We start from the raw sequence: 12,955 nt of genomic DNA, 5'->3' as shown, positions 1-12,955 counted from the left end.
ACTCGCGGCCGGCACCAAACGGTCCTAAACCCCGCCCGATAAAGATCCAACCAACGTGTTATTTCTCGGCGAGCCCTAAACGTTTGTCCGGAATTTCCGGGGCGGATCAGCCACCACGCCGAACACCGCGCCACGCCCTACCTCGGATAGCCTCGCCCAGACCGCCCGACGGCCGTCAACGTCGGCGATGGTCTGCTCACGTTGCCGTCACGGTTGCCGTCAACGCCACCCGACGGCGTGACCCAGAGTCGAGACCGTCCACGAAAGACCAGGTGAGAGCCCTGCGCCGATAGGTCACTCTCCGTGTCTTCGGTGAATATGCCACACGTACTATGTGATCGCCGGTGAAACGCCGGTGCTTGTACACAACTGCGGAGGCTCAGATCCAGATCACGCGACATCCTGCCGCTGTGCGAATGGGGCATCTCCGCGCATGGCAGTCGTGGAAGGCGAAGTAGGCCGTTTCGGCGACCTGGAAGATAGGGCCCGATCTGGTGATGGACTTACACCCAATCACATTCCACAAACTGCCTTGGTCCACCTTCCCCACCGTGATCATGCGGCCGTAATGATGTCGCATGCAGACCACCTCCTGACCAGAACGTATGGTTCCAAGGGTAGAAAGACCAAGCGGCTCGACGCAGGCCTGAGCTTCCGAGAGGTTCTCGCGAAAGATCTCTGGGACCTTCGGAAGATCGGACAAGATGTCTACGGGGATGCCAGCCACTTTAACCCGCAGATCAAGGGCATCATGCAATATTATAGAACGAATTACCCGCATCTTCTTGAGAGGTAGTAGTGACTGTCAGGGATGAGGTTCGCGTCTTCTGTGAGTTTGGTCCATTGCCGTCGGAGGAAGACGACTCGGAGGAGGGCGACGAGGCGTTTGAGCGGCTAGAGCTAGCTCTACACGCGATCGAGAAGCCCGTTACGGACGAGGAGGCGCGGCTGCTCGTAGGTAGCTTCGGGGTTGACGAATGCTTTGGCCTGGCCTGGACGCTGCTTCATTTGGTGGAGTCGGCACCGTCACCCGTGGTAGCTATTGCGCCGCCGCCGGGATCTAATGAATGGATCCTTCGACTATGGAAGCGTTACCAAAATTCGTTGACTGATCAGTGATATCTTTGTTGGTATCGGACGGTGTTGCATTAGAAATGCCCAGACGATCCCATTGACCGATTAAGCCGGCAAGCGCTTGGGGCTGCACAAGCGGCGTGATCAGATCATTCGTTGGCATGTTGGCGACGACCTGCTCGTGCAGTGTCGTCGCAGTGCACGCCGGACGGATATGAACACCCCGATCGGGTAACGGTAGTCGTGGCCTGAACTAGCAATGACTGGGGTTCGGCTGGGTAAAAAACTGCTCAGCCGAATCCCATTTTCTACAACATTAATTCCACATCCACGCTACTCCGTTGAGTAATGGATCAGTGACCATTTGCGCTGACGTGCGTGGTTGTTTGCCCAGGTTGATGTCACGGTTGCTGTCAGATACTTGCAAACATGGAAATTGATGAATAGATCTCAATGTGGACTGTGGTGTGTCGGCGGCAGGTGACGTGACTGGTCGTCGAGGCGCGTTCTGCTGATTCGCTCGGCTGGTGGAGGGTTGTCCGTTGGCTCGTCGCGTAGCGGCGGGGTGTCGATCCCCGGAAGTCGCGTTCGGGTGGACCCATGAAGGGATCGTCACGGCCTGGTGCCTGGTGCCTGGTGCCTGGTTCGCTGGGTTCGGATGGCCGTTGCGTGGGCGCGTGCGCGCGGGCCGTAGGTGTAGCGCGCGCGTGCGTCCGGCGTAGCCGGGCGCTCTTGATCCTGTATAGCTTTTCTTAGCCAACGGGGTTGCTCCGTCCTGGCCAGCGAGGCTGGGGGTGACTAGAATTTTGGTCATGGATACGATTCCGTTGGCGGATGTGAAGGCTCGCTTGTCCGCAGTGCTGGACGAGGTACGTGACACCCATGAGCGCGTGGTGATCACCCGTAACGGCCGGCCGGAGGCGGTGCTGATGGCCGTGAGCGACCTGCAGGCCCTGGAGGAAACGCTCGATCTGCTGTCCACGCCCGGGGCGATCGAGCAGATCCGTCAGGCTGAGTCCGATCTTGCCGCGGGTGACGGCGTCGACGCCGATGACGTGCGGCGGCTCCTGGCCGCCCGGGTGGAGCGGGAGTCGCGTGGCTGACCAGGCGTACCGGCTGTTGCTGGCGCCTGCCGCTCGGCGAGCGCTGACCGAAGCGCCGCCCGTTGGCCTGCCGATGGCCGTGGCTGCGGCAGTCGGCGAGTTCATCACCGGGCCGTTACTGGACAGGCCGCGCGTTGTTGGCAAGCCACTCGCGCGTGAGCTGGCCGGCTACCACAGTGCCCGACGCGGGACGTATCGGGTGATTTACCGCATCGATGATCGGACTAGGACGGTGCATGTGGTCCGCATCGACCACCGCGCCGACGTCTACCACACATAGCAAGCGGCTCTGCGATCTCCTGGCCGGCGACGCTTCTGGCGTCGCCGCCGGTCGTCGGCGTTGCTGTCACGGTTGCTGTCAGAGCGGCAGGCGATCCGCGACGGCCGGTAAACCCGCCTGGTCAGCTCGACGGCGCTGACCAGGCAACCTGCCGTTCATCCACACCTACTATGTACTCGCCGGTAAGAAGCCTGTCCTCGTACACAACTGCGACGGAGAGATCGACTGGGTCCATGAGAATGCGTCCAAGTCGAGCGCGGCTGCTGATTACGAAGCGGGCGCGCTGGGGTCGAATACTTTCAATCCGGTAACCAGGAGGCCTGTGGCGCCTGCGCTGGACTATGTCTGGCACGATGGAGAAATCCGATCCGTCAGGTTCGACGGCTACGATGCCACTTCGCGCAGCATGATCGACCGCAAACACGGAGTGCATACAGGTAGGAAAACCCAAGGAGCGGCTGTCAGGCAATCACTGGCGTTGGAGCAGAATGGCTACGCAGGCGTCTGGGAGGTTCCCAACACCAGGAGTCTTCGAGCTGCATCGAGGATGATGACGAAGCTGAATATTACGAATATTACGGTGAAATTGGCCCCGCACACGACGGCAGGAGTATGTACATGTTGAACGAGGTGCTGGTCCGCGCCTTAGTCGAGTTGATGGTCACGCTTGACCTGAGCGATGAGGAGGACGTCTCTATAGAAGCCGGCTCCTCGATGCTCAATGACGCGGCGGCTATCCTGAATGGCCTGTCGACAGAAGATCAAGAAGATTTGGTTCGCCTGATCGGAGAATTTGCAGAATCAGAAACCGATCCGGATCGTCAAGATAATATGCGGGAGCTTCCGGGGGCGTTGGGGTTGGTTGAATGAATCATGACCTTCGAGTGTTTAACTCCTCCTTGGGAGGCCTTCTGTCTCTAGGGAAATCTGCTATGGGAGCGGTTCAGTTGGAAGGTAAGTAGCGGAGCAGCGTAATCCTGCGGAAGTGCGCGTGCGTGACCTCGGCTAGCTCGTGGCTATGCGTCCCGCGCTATTGGTCTCCGCGGTGACCACGCCGGTTTCGACTACATACGCCACGGTGTGGTTCTTCGGATCAGATCGCGCTATGTGGCTGATGAACCAGCCCACAAACGTCTGAGCGACGCTGGTGCAGAAGCTGTCCGAGCCGGCGAAGCCGAAGGTCGATCGGAAGAAGGCTGACCGGCCCGACCAGGAGTCGCCGCAGCCGGCCCGTCCGGAACGGGAGAATCCCGCGGCCGAGCGGCCCGTGGAGCAGAGCAACGTCGTCAAGCAGGGCAACGAGCCGACACCGGCCGCGGCTTGCCCGCACAGCTTTGCCCCCGAGGTGTTGATGACGCCGGGTCGAGGCGCTGCAGCCGGCCGAAGAAGCTGAGCAAGTCGCGGCCGGTGAGCTGTTCGGGCTGGGCCAGGCCGTCGGGGAGCACGCCCATCAACGCCTTCGCCGCGACCGGCTCGTTCCACACGTCCAGGCCGTACGCCCTCGGACCGGCCGCCGTCGGGACGCAGCAGGCACACCGCCATCGACAGGGCCGTCGTCTTGCCCGCGCCGTTGGGGCCGACCAGCCCGAGGAGGGGACCGGGCGGCACGACCAGCTCGACGTCGTCGACCGCCGCTCTGCCGCCGAAGGCCTTGCGCACGTCGGTGAGGCGCAGGGCAGGCGGCATGACTAGACCACGGTCTCCGTTCCGCCGGGGACGAGCGTGACTTCGCCGTCGATGTGCTGGACGGTGAACAGGGTGCCGGGCGGGTAGCTGCCCAGCACCTCGGGCGGCAGCTGCACAGTGCCGTCGCCCGCGACCACGGCGAAGTCCTGGCCGTCGCGGCCCTCGGCGCCGACCCGACCGTCGCGGATGGTCACGGCGCGGCCCAGGCGGGCGCCGACCTCGTTGTCGTGGGTGACGACCACGATCGTGGTCTGGCGTTCGGCGTTCACCGTCTCCATCGCGGCCAGCACCTCGTCACGGCCGGCGGTGTCGAGGCGGCTGGTGGGCTCGTCGACCAGCAGCAGGCCCGGGCCGGTGGCTATGCCGACGGCGAGTGCGGCCCGCTGGCGGCCGCCGGGCGTGAGGTCGGCCAGGCGCTGGCGGCCCTGGCCGGGCAGGCCGACCAGGTCGAGGATGCGGTCGGGGTCGTCGAGGGTGATGCCGCGGGTGTGGGCGGCGCGGCGCTGGGCCAGCCAGATGTTGCGGTGCAGCGACGCGTACGGCAGCAGGTTGCGAGCCGCGCCCTGCAGAACCACGCCGATCTCGGTGCCCCGCAGGCGGGAGATCTCGCCGTCGGAGAGCTTGCCCATGTCGTACGTGCCGATGTTGATCCGCCCGGCCGAGGGCCGCATCAGCCCGGCCAGCAGAGCGATCAGCGTCGACTTGCCCGAACCGGACGGCCCGACCAGCGCGATCGTCTCACCGGGGGCGATCGACAGGTCGACACCGGCCAGGGCGACCACGTCGCCCGCCTCGGCCCGGTAGATGTGCACCACGCGCCGGCACGCGACAGCCAGTCCGTTCATGGTGCTCAACCTAGCGTTTTCGGGGACCGCATTTCTCACCCGTCGACCGGGCATTTTAGGGTGTGACCGTGCGCGACATCGCCGTTTTCTCCGGATCCGCCCATCCTGACCTCGCCGCCGAGATCTGCGACCACCTCGGGGTGCCGCTGCTGCCGATCCGCACCTCCCGCTTCGCCAACGACTGCATCGAGGTGCAGCTGCAGGCGAACTGCCGTGAACGCGACGTCTATCTGATCCAGCCGCTCGTCCCGCCCGTGCAGGAGAACCTGGTCGAACTGCTCTTCATGCTGAACGCGGCCCGCGGCGCCTCGGCCGGCCGCATCACGGTGGTGCTGCCGCATTACGCGTACGCCCGCAGTGACAAGAAGGACGCGCCGCGCATCAGCATCGGGGGTCGTCTGGTGGCCGACCTGCTGACCACGGCCGGCGCCGACCGGGTGCTGGCCATGACGTTGCACTCGCCGCAGGTGCACGGCTTCTTCAACATCCCCGTCGACCACCTGCACGCGCTGCAGGAGCTGGCCCGGCACTTCCGGCGCTACAACCTGGAGAACGCCGTGGTCGTCTCGCCCGACCTGGGCAACGCCAAGGAGGCGGCGGCGTTCGCCCGGCTGCTCGGCATCGGGGTGGCGGCCGGCGCCAAGCAGCGCTTCGCCGACGACAAGGTGGTCATCAGCACGGTGATCGGCGACGTCGCCGACAAGGACGTGATCGTGCTCGACGACGAGATCGCCAAGGGCAGCACGGTCTTCGAACTGCTGGACCGGCTGCGCGAGCGCAACGTCCGCAGCGTGCGGGTGGCCTGCACGCACGGGTTGTTCGCAGCCGACGCGGTGCAGCGGCTCTCGGCCGAGAAGGAGATCGAAGAGATCGTCTGCACCAACACCGTGCCGATACCGGCGCAGAACCACACCGAGAAGCTCACCGTCCTGTCGGTCGCGCCCGCCCTGGCCGAGGCGATGCGCCGCATCCACAACGGCGAGTCGGTCAGCGCATTGTTCCATGACGCCTGACGGTGTGCGGGTGCTTGACGCGCTGGTCGCGATGCAGCGGCAGAGCTGGGAGCAGGGGGGCGCCGCGCAGGCAGCGCTCGACCAGTTCCAGGTCAATGACGATCGAGTCCGAGTTGTCCTGGTCCGAGACGATCTCGCCTACCTGATGGCTTCGTCGGCGGTGGCGCGGCAGACGCCCAACGGCCGGCTCGGCGGCCCCGACGGCAACGCGGTCAACGGCGCGGCGTGCGGGGAGGCGGTCGTGCGGGCCGACTTTCCCGGACGCCACCTGGCGCGGCCACGCGCGAGGTCGACGAGCACGGCCTGGTGCGGAACGCCTGTGGCGCGCCGACCTTCGACCGCCCGGGCATCTCGGCCGAGGCGCAGGCTTTCCACCTGCTCGCGGAGGTAGCCACCGAGCGTTCTCGGGCATGCCGCCTCTGGGTGAGTGATGGTGCTGACGGGGGACGGGGAGGGCAGGACGCCGTCCCCCGCAGCTTTGAAGGTGATCCGCCGGGTTGAGCTGGGCTCCTTTCACCGGGATCAATAGATGGGAGCGCTCCCAAAGACTGTAACGGCTGTCACTGTCCAGCGCCAGAGGGCGGGTGCCTCAGCGGAGCCGTCAGACGGCGGCTGCGCAGGTCACCGTGGGGGTGGTGGCGGTTCCGGAGCCGATGTAGCCGAAGCTCGTCGTTCCGGCGGCCGGCAGGGCGCCGTTGTAGGCGGCATTCTTGGCGACCAGCGAGTTGCCGCTCGCCGAGACCGTCGAGTTCCACGACTGCTGCACCGACGGGGCGCTGTCGTACGCCAGCGTCACCGTCCAGCTCTTGATGGCCGACGAACCCACGGTCACCTTGACCTCGCCCTGGAAGCCGCCCGACCACTGGCTGCTCGTCGAGTACGTCGCGGAGCACGCCCCGGCGGCCGGCGTCGTCGGGGGAGTGGTGGGAGGCGTGGTCGGCGGGGTCGTGGGCGGGGTGGTCGGAGGCGTGGTGGGCGGAGTCGTGGCGCCGCCGAAGTTCACGTCGCTGCAGAAGTAATAGGACTGGTCGGAGTGGCTGGCCTGCCAGATCGTGTAGACCAGGGCCCGTCCGCTGCGGCCCGGCGCGGAGACCGGAACGTCGATCTCGACGCCGTCGGCGCGCTGGGTCCACTGGGCGGCCGGGGTGTTGCCGATCTGCGATACCTGCTCGAGGTCCGACCACTTCGGGGCCTGGGTGACCGGGTTGAAGCCGGGCTTGCTGACGTACACCCGGATGTAGTCGGCGCCGTGGCGGGCGCCGTCGAACAGCTTGACGTTGAAGCTGTTGCCGACGTTGGTGGCCTTCCAGTCGCCGATGGTGTCCATGGCGTTGTAGCGGCCGCTTTCCGTGCGGCCGCCGCTGCACAGCTGGCCGTCGGGAATGGCGCCCTGGTGGTTGCCGGCGACGTTCTCGCGGAACAACCCGTTCCAGTTCCACATGGCGTTCGGGTTGGCCTGCCAGGCCTGCCAGCACATGGGGTCCTCGGTGGCCATGGCCGGGTCCTGGAACTTGCTGCCCCAGCGTTCGAAGCAGCCGTAGTTGCGCGACGCCGGACCGGTGACATTGCCGTGCGCGTTCGCGGGGGAGGCCGGCGCGAACAGGACGGTGAGGCCGGCGAGCAGAAGCCCGGCCAGCGCGCTGAAGAGAATTCTGGATTTCATGAGGGCATGTGCTCCGCATGGTCGGTGGCCCGGTGGACAGGCCAGAGGGATCCGCGGGAGCTGCCCTCAACTCCCGAATCGCGTACACCGGCGGGTGTCGTAACACCGTTACATAAAATCGACGATTGTCAATAGCGGAAAAACCCTTCGTTTCCGTACGCCGTGACGGGCACACTTCCGCGATGGACTCCCTGAGCGCCGAGGCCGGGCTGAGTGCCGCGGCCGACCTGATCGCCGGAGCCGAGCGGCTCGTCGTCTTCACCGGGGCCGGCATGTCGGCCGAGAGCGGCGTGCCCACCTTCCGGGACACGCTGACCGGACTGTGGGCCCGCTACGACGCCGGGGAGCTGGCCACCCCCGAGGCCTTCGAGCGTGATCCGGCCCTGGTCTGGGGCTGGTACGAATGGCGGCGGGAACTGGTCGAGCGGGTGCGGCCGAACGCCGGCCACGAGGCGGTCGCCCGTCTGGACTGCACCGTGGTCACGCAGAACGTCGACGACCTGCACGAGCGGGCCGGCTCGAAGAAACCGATCCACCTGCACGGCTCGCTCTTCGCCCCACGCTGTTCCGGGTGCGGGAAGCCGGCGGACGCACCTGCAGTTGGCGGGGCGGGTGGTGAAGGGCCGAGAACCCCGCCCAGTTGCCGGTTCTGCCAGTCCCTCGTACGCCCGGGGGTGGTCTGGTTCGGCGAGACGTTGCCGGTTGCCGCGTTGGAGGGCGCGGTGGAGGCCGCAGCCGGCGCCGACGTGCTGATCACGGTGGGTACGTCAGGGGTGGTCTACCCGGCGGCCGAGATCCCGCAGGTGACCGCGAAGCGGGGCGGCGCCGTCATTCAGATCAACCCGCAGCCGACGCCGCTCGACCCGTTCTGCGCGGTCAATCTGCGGGGACCGGCGGCCGGGGTGCTGCCCGAGATCGTCCGATGAATGGTTGCAAACCTGGCGAACTGGCACCACGCACCCCGTGAGGCGCGGATCATGTCGTCATGGGTGTCATGGCTTACCCCCTCCGGTACGCGCTCGCCGATCTGGCCCTGGCACTGAGCCGGGTCTCGCACGAACCTGCCGCCGTGCAGTCCACAGCTGCCCGCGCCGCCGCCGACATGATCGGTGACGGGGCCGGGGTCCAGCTGCTGCGCGACGACGGGCGCTACGACTCGATCACTTACCACCATGTCGACGACGGGCGGTCGGCGTCGCTTGCCCGCGTGCTCGACCACGTCGACCAGCTGCCCGACGACGACTTCTCGACGGCGCTGGCGGCCAGCCGCCGGCCCATCGTGCTGGCCGGCGACGGGGTCGAGCCGCTGGCGGGCGAGGAGCACGAGATCCACTCGGCCGTCCTGTGCCCGGTGATCGTCGACAACACGTACGCGGGATATCTGGTGCTGACCCGCGAGGCGCCCGGGTCGTTCTATTCGACGGCCGAGGTCGAGCTTGCCCGGGACATCGCCGGGGAGCTGGCGCTCGCCTGTTCCAGCGCGCGCGCTCTGGAGCGGCTGCGGGCCAGCGAGGAGCGCTACCGCCGGGTGCTCGAGACCATCCCCGAGGGGGTGCTTCAGCTCGATCCGGACGCCGTGGTGACGTACGCCAATGAACCGATCGGTGTCGTCCTGGGCATGCCCCGCTCGCAGCTCGTCGGCGTCTCGCTCCGCGGCTTCCTCAACGACCAGGGCCAGAAGGAGCTCGACCGGCGCATCAACGAGTGCCGGGAGGGCCGCTCCACGGTCGGCGGCACCCGGCTCATGCGGGCCGACGGCTCGCAGCGCAGCGTCCGGATCAGCATGATGCCGCTGATGGGCGATCACGGCGAGTTCACCGGCGTGGTCTGCATGGTCACCGACACCACCGATCACATCGACGCCCGCGGTCTCAAGCGGCAGCTCGACCACCTGCGCCGGCTGGACAGCCTGGGTCAGCTCATCGGCGGCATCTCGCACGACTTCAACAACCTGCTGACCGTGGTCGGCGGCTCGGCCGAAATGATCACCTCGTCGGCCGAGGAGGGCAGCCAGCACCACCGGCTCGCCACCGACATCCTCGACGCGGTGGGCACCGGGCGCTCGCTGACCCACCAGCTGCTCGCGTTCGGCCGCAGCGACGGCAACCGCCCCGAGATCATCCCGATTCCGGACCTGCTGACCGACGTGCAGTCCTTGTTCAGCCGTACGCTCGGCGAGCACATCGGCCTCGACCTGGCGTTCGGCCCGGACGTATGGGCCGTACGTGCCGAGCGTGGCCCGCTGGAACAGGCGCTGGTCAACCTGGCCGCGAACGCCCGCGACGCGATGCTGCACGGCGGCATGTTGCGGGTGGCCGCGATGAACGAGCTGGTCGAGGCGGGCAAGGGTCCCGAGGGGGTATCGCCGGGCCGGCTCGTGCACATCGTCATCACCGACACCGGTGTGGGCATGACCGACGAGGTACGACGGCGGGCGCTCGAGCCGTTCTTCACCACCCGCCCCACCGCCGCCGGTCTCGGGCTGGCCACGACCGCCGGCATCGTGCAGGCGCTGGGCGGTCACATCGAGCTCGAGTCCGAGCCGCGGATGGGGACGACGGTCCACCTCTACCTGCCCGCGGCCGAGGAGAAGCCGCTGGCCGCGTCCGGGCGCCAGGGCGCGCCGGCGGTGATCGGCCGGGTGCTCATCGTCGAGGACCAGCCCGAGGTGGCGCAGCTCGTGCAGCGCCTGATCGAGCCGGCCGGGTACGCCATCACGGTCGCGACCGACGCCCTGCAGGCGGTGACCCAGGTGGCCGCGGGCGCGCAGCCCGACCTGCTGATCACCGACGTGGTGATGCCGACGATGACCGGCCCCGAGCTGGCGGCGGCGCTGCGGACGCACCACCCGCACCTGCCGGTGCTCTACATGTCCGGCTACACGGCGGCGTCGCTCGGCCCGCAGCTGCAGCTCGACGACAACAGCATGCTGATCGAGAAGCCGTTCACCCGGTCGACGCTGCTCGGGGCGATCCGGACGCTGTCCGGTACCAGCACGAACGACACCGCCACGTCCAAGTAACGGCGAATCCGGGACTCCGACCGAAGGTGCGAAACCGGGCGTAAGGGCTTGCTATCCGAAGCGGACAAACAGCAATATTCCGGAGCATTGTCCGCTGCGGAAGGACCGTCGAGTGACCCAGCATGGCACGAGGGACCGGTTGAGCGTCGGATCACGCGCCGACACGCACGGCACGTCGACCATGGACCTGAGCGGACGGTGCGTCGGCAGCTCGTACGTGCTCCAGCGCCCGATCGGGCAGGGCGCCACGGGTACGGTGTGGGAGGCGCTCGACCGGGCCACCGGCGAGCCGGTCGCGGTGAAGCTGTTGCACGAGAGCCTGCTGCGCCAGCCGCGGCTGGTCACCCGCTTCGTGCAGGAGCGCACGATCCTGCGGATGCTGCGCCACCGCAACGTGGTGCGGGTGCACGACCTGTTCAGCGTGGGCGAGACCATCGGCCTGGTGATGGACCTGGTCAGCGGGGGCAGCCTGCGCGACCTGCTGCGTACCCGGCCGACCGTGGCCGTGGGCGAAGCGGCCCGGCTCACCGCGCAGGTGGCGGCCGCGCTGGCCGAGGCGCACGACCTGGGCGTGGTGCACCGCGACCTGAAGCCCGACAACATCCTGCTCGCGACCACGGACGGCCGCCTCGACACCCGGCTGACCGACTTCGGGGTCGCCCGCATCCTGAACACGCCGAGCATGACCACGCCCAACGCGGTCGTCGGCACCCCGCACTACATGTCGCCCGAGGCCTTCCACGGCGCGACGGCCAGCCCGGCAACCGATGTGTACGCGCTCGGCGTGCTCCTGTACGAGCTGGTCAGCGGCCGCCCGCCGTACCTGAGCGACTCCATCCCCGATCTGATGCGCCAGCACCTCGAGGGCAACCCGGCCCGCCGTTCCGGCCTCCCCGACCCGGTCTGGGACGTGATCATGGCCTGCATGGCGCAGAAGCCCCGCCTGCGCCCGACCGCCGCCGAGCTGGTGGCCGACCTCTCCGACGTGGCCCGCCGCTTCGCCGGCACACCCGCGCTGCCGACACCGCCCGACGCCCTGTCCGAGCCGCCCCGCTCCGCGCCCGTCCTGCACTCCGCGTCGCTCTCCTCGGCCGACGACTCCTGGCTCGTCTCCCCGACCGCCGACCGCGCTGCCCGGTCCGGCCGCGCTGCCTCGTCGGGTCTCGCCGTTCCGGCCGCCCGCGCCGAGCCGGTGTCTCACCCGGCCCCGTCGCTCGTGCCGCCGCAGCGGCATCCCGGCAAGCGCAACGCTGTCCCGGGCTGGCGCTGGGCCCGTCCCGGCGCCACGATGGCGCTGGTCGCGGCCACGATGGTCGCCTCGGCCGTGGCCACCACCGCCTGGAACATGGGCCGGGACGACGGCGAGACCAAGGACCTGGCCGCCCCGCGGGTGATCGTCGAAACCGCGCCCTCGGCCGCTGCGCCCGCTCCCTCGACCGTCGCGCAGCGCCGCACGGACGTCTCCGCGAACCGGAACGCCGGCCGCACGCCGACCGGCAGCACGCGCCCGCTGCCGGCGGTGGGCACGCCGCCTGCCCCGGCGCCGGCGGCTCCGACCGTACGCCCCAAGGCCGCGCAGAAACCCACCAAGCGCCCGCCGGCGCGGTCGCCGCACCCCGAGGCCCAGCCGTACGGCCCGTGGCAGTGCAACCAGAGCTTCGCGATCGACTTCCGCACCAAGACCGCGGCCCGCGTCCAGCCCTGCCACATGCTCGGCCGCGACGTCCGTTACCAGGCTTCGGTGACCGCCCCCGGCGGCGGCCGCGGCCGCATCGCAGTCGCCCTGAAGGACGCCACCACCGGCCGCGTGGTCGGCGCCACCCGAACCTGCGACGACCTGACCTTCGAGGGCGATGCCGCCACCCGAACCTGCGGCCCCTCCGCGGCCAGCCCGCCCCGCGGCCACAGCTACGCGGTGGTCATGTCCTTCAGCTACGACCGCGACGGCCGCACCCTGAACAGCGAAGCCAAGAGCGCCACCTTCACCTGGTGACGCCCGGGTCGCACCCGCGGGAATTAGGTGGAGGGGCACCGCGTTACCGCCTACCGTGATCCGCATGTTCGCGCTCGGTGTGCAGCTGCCCCAAGGGGCGGCTCCCGTGTGCGTGCGTTCTCTCAGCGGCGCCGATACCCGAATCTGACCCTTCCCCAGCAGTAGCAGAACCGCAGGGGAAGGGTGGTTCGACCCTGCGGTTCTGGCGTGTCCCGACCGGCAATCGGGCGCGCATCCCAGTAATGCCTTGCATCCAGTGAGGATCGAGAAGACAAC

General features: G+C 68.0%; 11 protein-coding genes and 1 pseudogene. 8 read left to right on the top strand and 4 right to left on the bottom strand.

Annotated elements, in window-relative coordinates; translation table 11 throughout:
- Positions 1 to 1,886 precede the first annotated feature (1,886 nt).
- The 3 genes from LXN57_RS40260 (at position 1,887) to LXN57_RS40250 (ending at position 3,327) form a co-directional block, all read left to right on the top strand.
- Positions 1,887 to 2,177, top strand: a complete 291-nt coding sequence (locus tag LXN57_RS40260; RefSeq protein WP_251803564.1) for a type II toxin-antitoxin system Phd/YefM family antitoxin — start codon at positions 1,887 to 1,889, stop codon at positions 2,175 to 2,177.
- Positions 2,170 to 2,457: a type II toxin-antitoxin system RelE family toxin gene (locus LXN57_RS48080; RefSeq protein ID WP_285904725.1), complete on the top strand. Its 288-nt coding sequence runs from the start codon at positions 2,170 to 2,172 to the stop codon at positions 2,455 to 2,457. Before LXN57_RS40260 ends, LXN57_RS48080 begins: the two co-directional genes overlap by 8 nt.
- Before the next feature lie 618 nt (positions 2,458 to 3,075).
- Positions 3,076 to 3,327: a hypothetical protein gene (locus LXN57_RS40250; protein ID WP_251803563.1), complete on the top strand. Its 252-nt coding sequence runs from the start codon at positions 3,076 to 3,078 to the stop codon at positions 3,325 to 3,327.
- Positions 3,328 to 3,743: 416 nt separating this feature from the next.
- On the opposite strand, the gene LXN57_RS40245 is transcribed toward LXN57_RS40250, so the two are convergent.
- The 3 genes and pseudogenes from LXN57_RS40245 to LXN57_RS40235 form a co-directional block, all read right to left on the bottom strand.
- A complete protein-coding gene (locus LXN57_RS40245) occupies positions 3,744 to 3,941 on the bottom strand; it encodes a P-loop NTPase family protein (RefSeq protein WP_251803569.1) in 198 nt (65 codons plus the stop codon).
- A gap of 79 nt (positions 3,942 to 4,020) precedes the next feature.
- Positions 4,021 to 4,143 (bottom strand): annotated as a pseudogene (locus tag LXN57_RS40240) (ABC transporter ATP-binding protein); the annotation flags it as partial.
- A 2-nt stretch (positions 4,144 to 4,145) separates the two neighbouring features.
- Positions 4,146 to 4,988, bottom strand: coding sequence for an ABC transporter ATP-binding protein (locus LXN57_RS40235; protein WP_251803562.1), 843 nt, complete (start codon positions 4,986 to 4,988; stop codon positions 4,146 to 4,148).
- Positions 4,989 to 5,056: 68 nt separating this feature from the next.
- Here LXN57_RS40235 and LXN57_RS40230 point away from each other — a divergent pair, with 68 nt between their 5' ends.
- Both LXN57_RS40230 and LXN57_RS40225 read left to right on the top strand, forming a co-directional pair.
- A complete protein-coding gene (locus LXN57_RS40230) occupies positions 5,057 to 6,001 on the top strand; it encodes a ribose-phosphate diphosphokinase (protein WP_251803561.1) in 945 nt (314 codons plus the stop codon).
- Complete coding sequence (locus tag LXN57_RS40225) at positions 5,991 to 6,392, top strand: hypothetical protein (RefSeq protein ID WP_251803560.1); 402 nt, start codon at positions 5,991 to 5,993, stop codon at positions 6,390 to 6,392. The genes LXN57_RS40230 and LXN57_RS40225 overlap by 11 nt, the downstream gene beginning before the upstream one ends.
- A gap of 210 nt (positions 6,393 to 6,602) precedes the next feature.
- Here LXN57_RS40225 and LXN57_RS40220 read toward each other — a convergent pair whose 3' ends face one another.
- A complete protein-coding gene (locus LXN57_RS40220) occupies positions 6,603 to 7,664 on the bottom strand; it encodes a lytic polysaccharide monooxygenase auxiliary activity family 9 protein (RefSeq protein WP_251803559.1) in 1,062 nt (353 codons plus the stop codon).
- Between the two features lie 182 nt (positions 7,665 to 7,846).
- Between LXN57_RS40220 and LXN57_RS40215 the strand changes: the two genes are divergently transcribed.
- From LXN57_RS40215 to LXN57_RS40205, 3 genes are all read left to right on the top strand, one after another.
- Positions 7,847 to 8,590: an SIR2 family NAD-dependent protein deacylase gene (locus LXN57_RS40215; protein ID WP_285904724.1), complete on the top strand. Its 744-nt coding sequence runs from the start codon at positions 7,847 to 7,849 to the stop codon at positions 8,588 to 8,590.
- Positions 8,591 to 8,658: 68 nt separating this feature from the next.
- Positions 8,659 to 10,686 carry a hybrid sensor histidine kinase/response regulator gene (locus tag LXN57_RS40210; protein ID WP_251803558.1) on the top strand — a complete coding sequence of 676 codons (2,028 nt, stop codon included), beginning with the start codon at positions 8,659 to 8,661 and terminating at the stop codon, positions 10,684 to 10,686.
- A gap of 112 nt (positions 10,687 to 10,798) precedes the next feature.
- Complete coding sequence (locus LXN57_RS40205) at positions 10,799 to 12,679, top strand: serine/threonine-protein kinase (RefSeq protein ID WP_251803557.1); 1,881 nt, start codon at positions 10,799 to 10,801, stop codon at positions 12,677 to 12,679.
- Positions 12,680 to 12,955: the final 276 nt, after the last annotated feature.

This window comes from Paractinoplanes hotanensis (genome assembly GCF_023717965.1).
Classification (GTDB): domain Bacteria; phylum Actinomycetota; class Actinomycetes; order Mycobacteriales; family Micromonosporaceae; genus Actinoplanes; species Actinoplanes polyasparticus.
The sequence above is the reverse complement of the archived record's forward strand: the minus strand, read 5'-3'. Positions and strand labels throughout refer to the sequence as shown.

Bases quoted from the DNA above. Each gene is read 5' to 3' on its own strand.
- LXN57_RS40260 (WP_251803564.1), top strand. From the start codon at position 1,887: ATGGATACGATTCCGTTGGCGGATGTGAAGGCTCGCTTGTCCGCAGTG.
- LXN57_RS40250 (WP_251803563.1), top strand. From the start codon at position 3,076: ATGTTGAACGAGGTGCTGGTCCGCGCCTTAGTCGAGTTGATGGTCACG.
- LXN57_RS40235 (WP_251803562.1), bottom strand. From the start codon at position 4,988: ATGAACGGACTGGCTGTCGCGTGCCGGCGCGTGGTGCACATCTACCGG.
- LXN57_RS40225 (WP_251803560.1), top strand. From the start codon at position 5,991: ATGACGCCTGACGGTGTGCGGGTGCTTGACGCGCTGGTCGCGATGCAG.
- LXN57_RS40220 (WP_251803559.1), bottom strand. From the start codon at position 7,664: ATGAAATCCAGAATTCTCTTCAGCGCGCTGGCCGGGCTTCTGCTCGCC.
- LXN57_RS40215 (WP_285904724.1), top strand. From the start codon at position 7,847: ATGGACTCCCTGAGCGCCGAGGCCGGGCTGAGTGCCGCGGCCGACCTG.
- LXN57_RS40210 (WP_251803558.1), top strand. From the start codon at position 8,659: ATGGCTTACCCCCTCCGGTACGCGCTCGCCGATCTGGCCCTGGCACTG.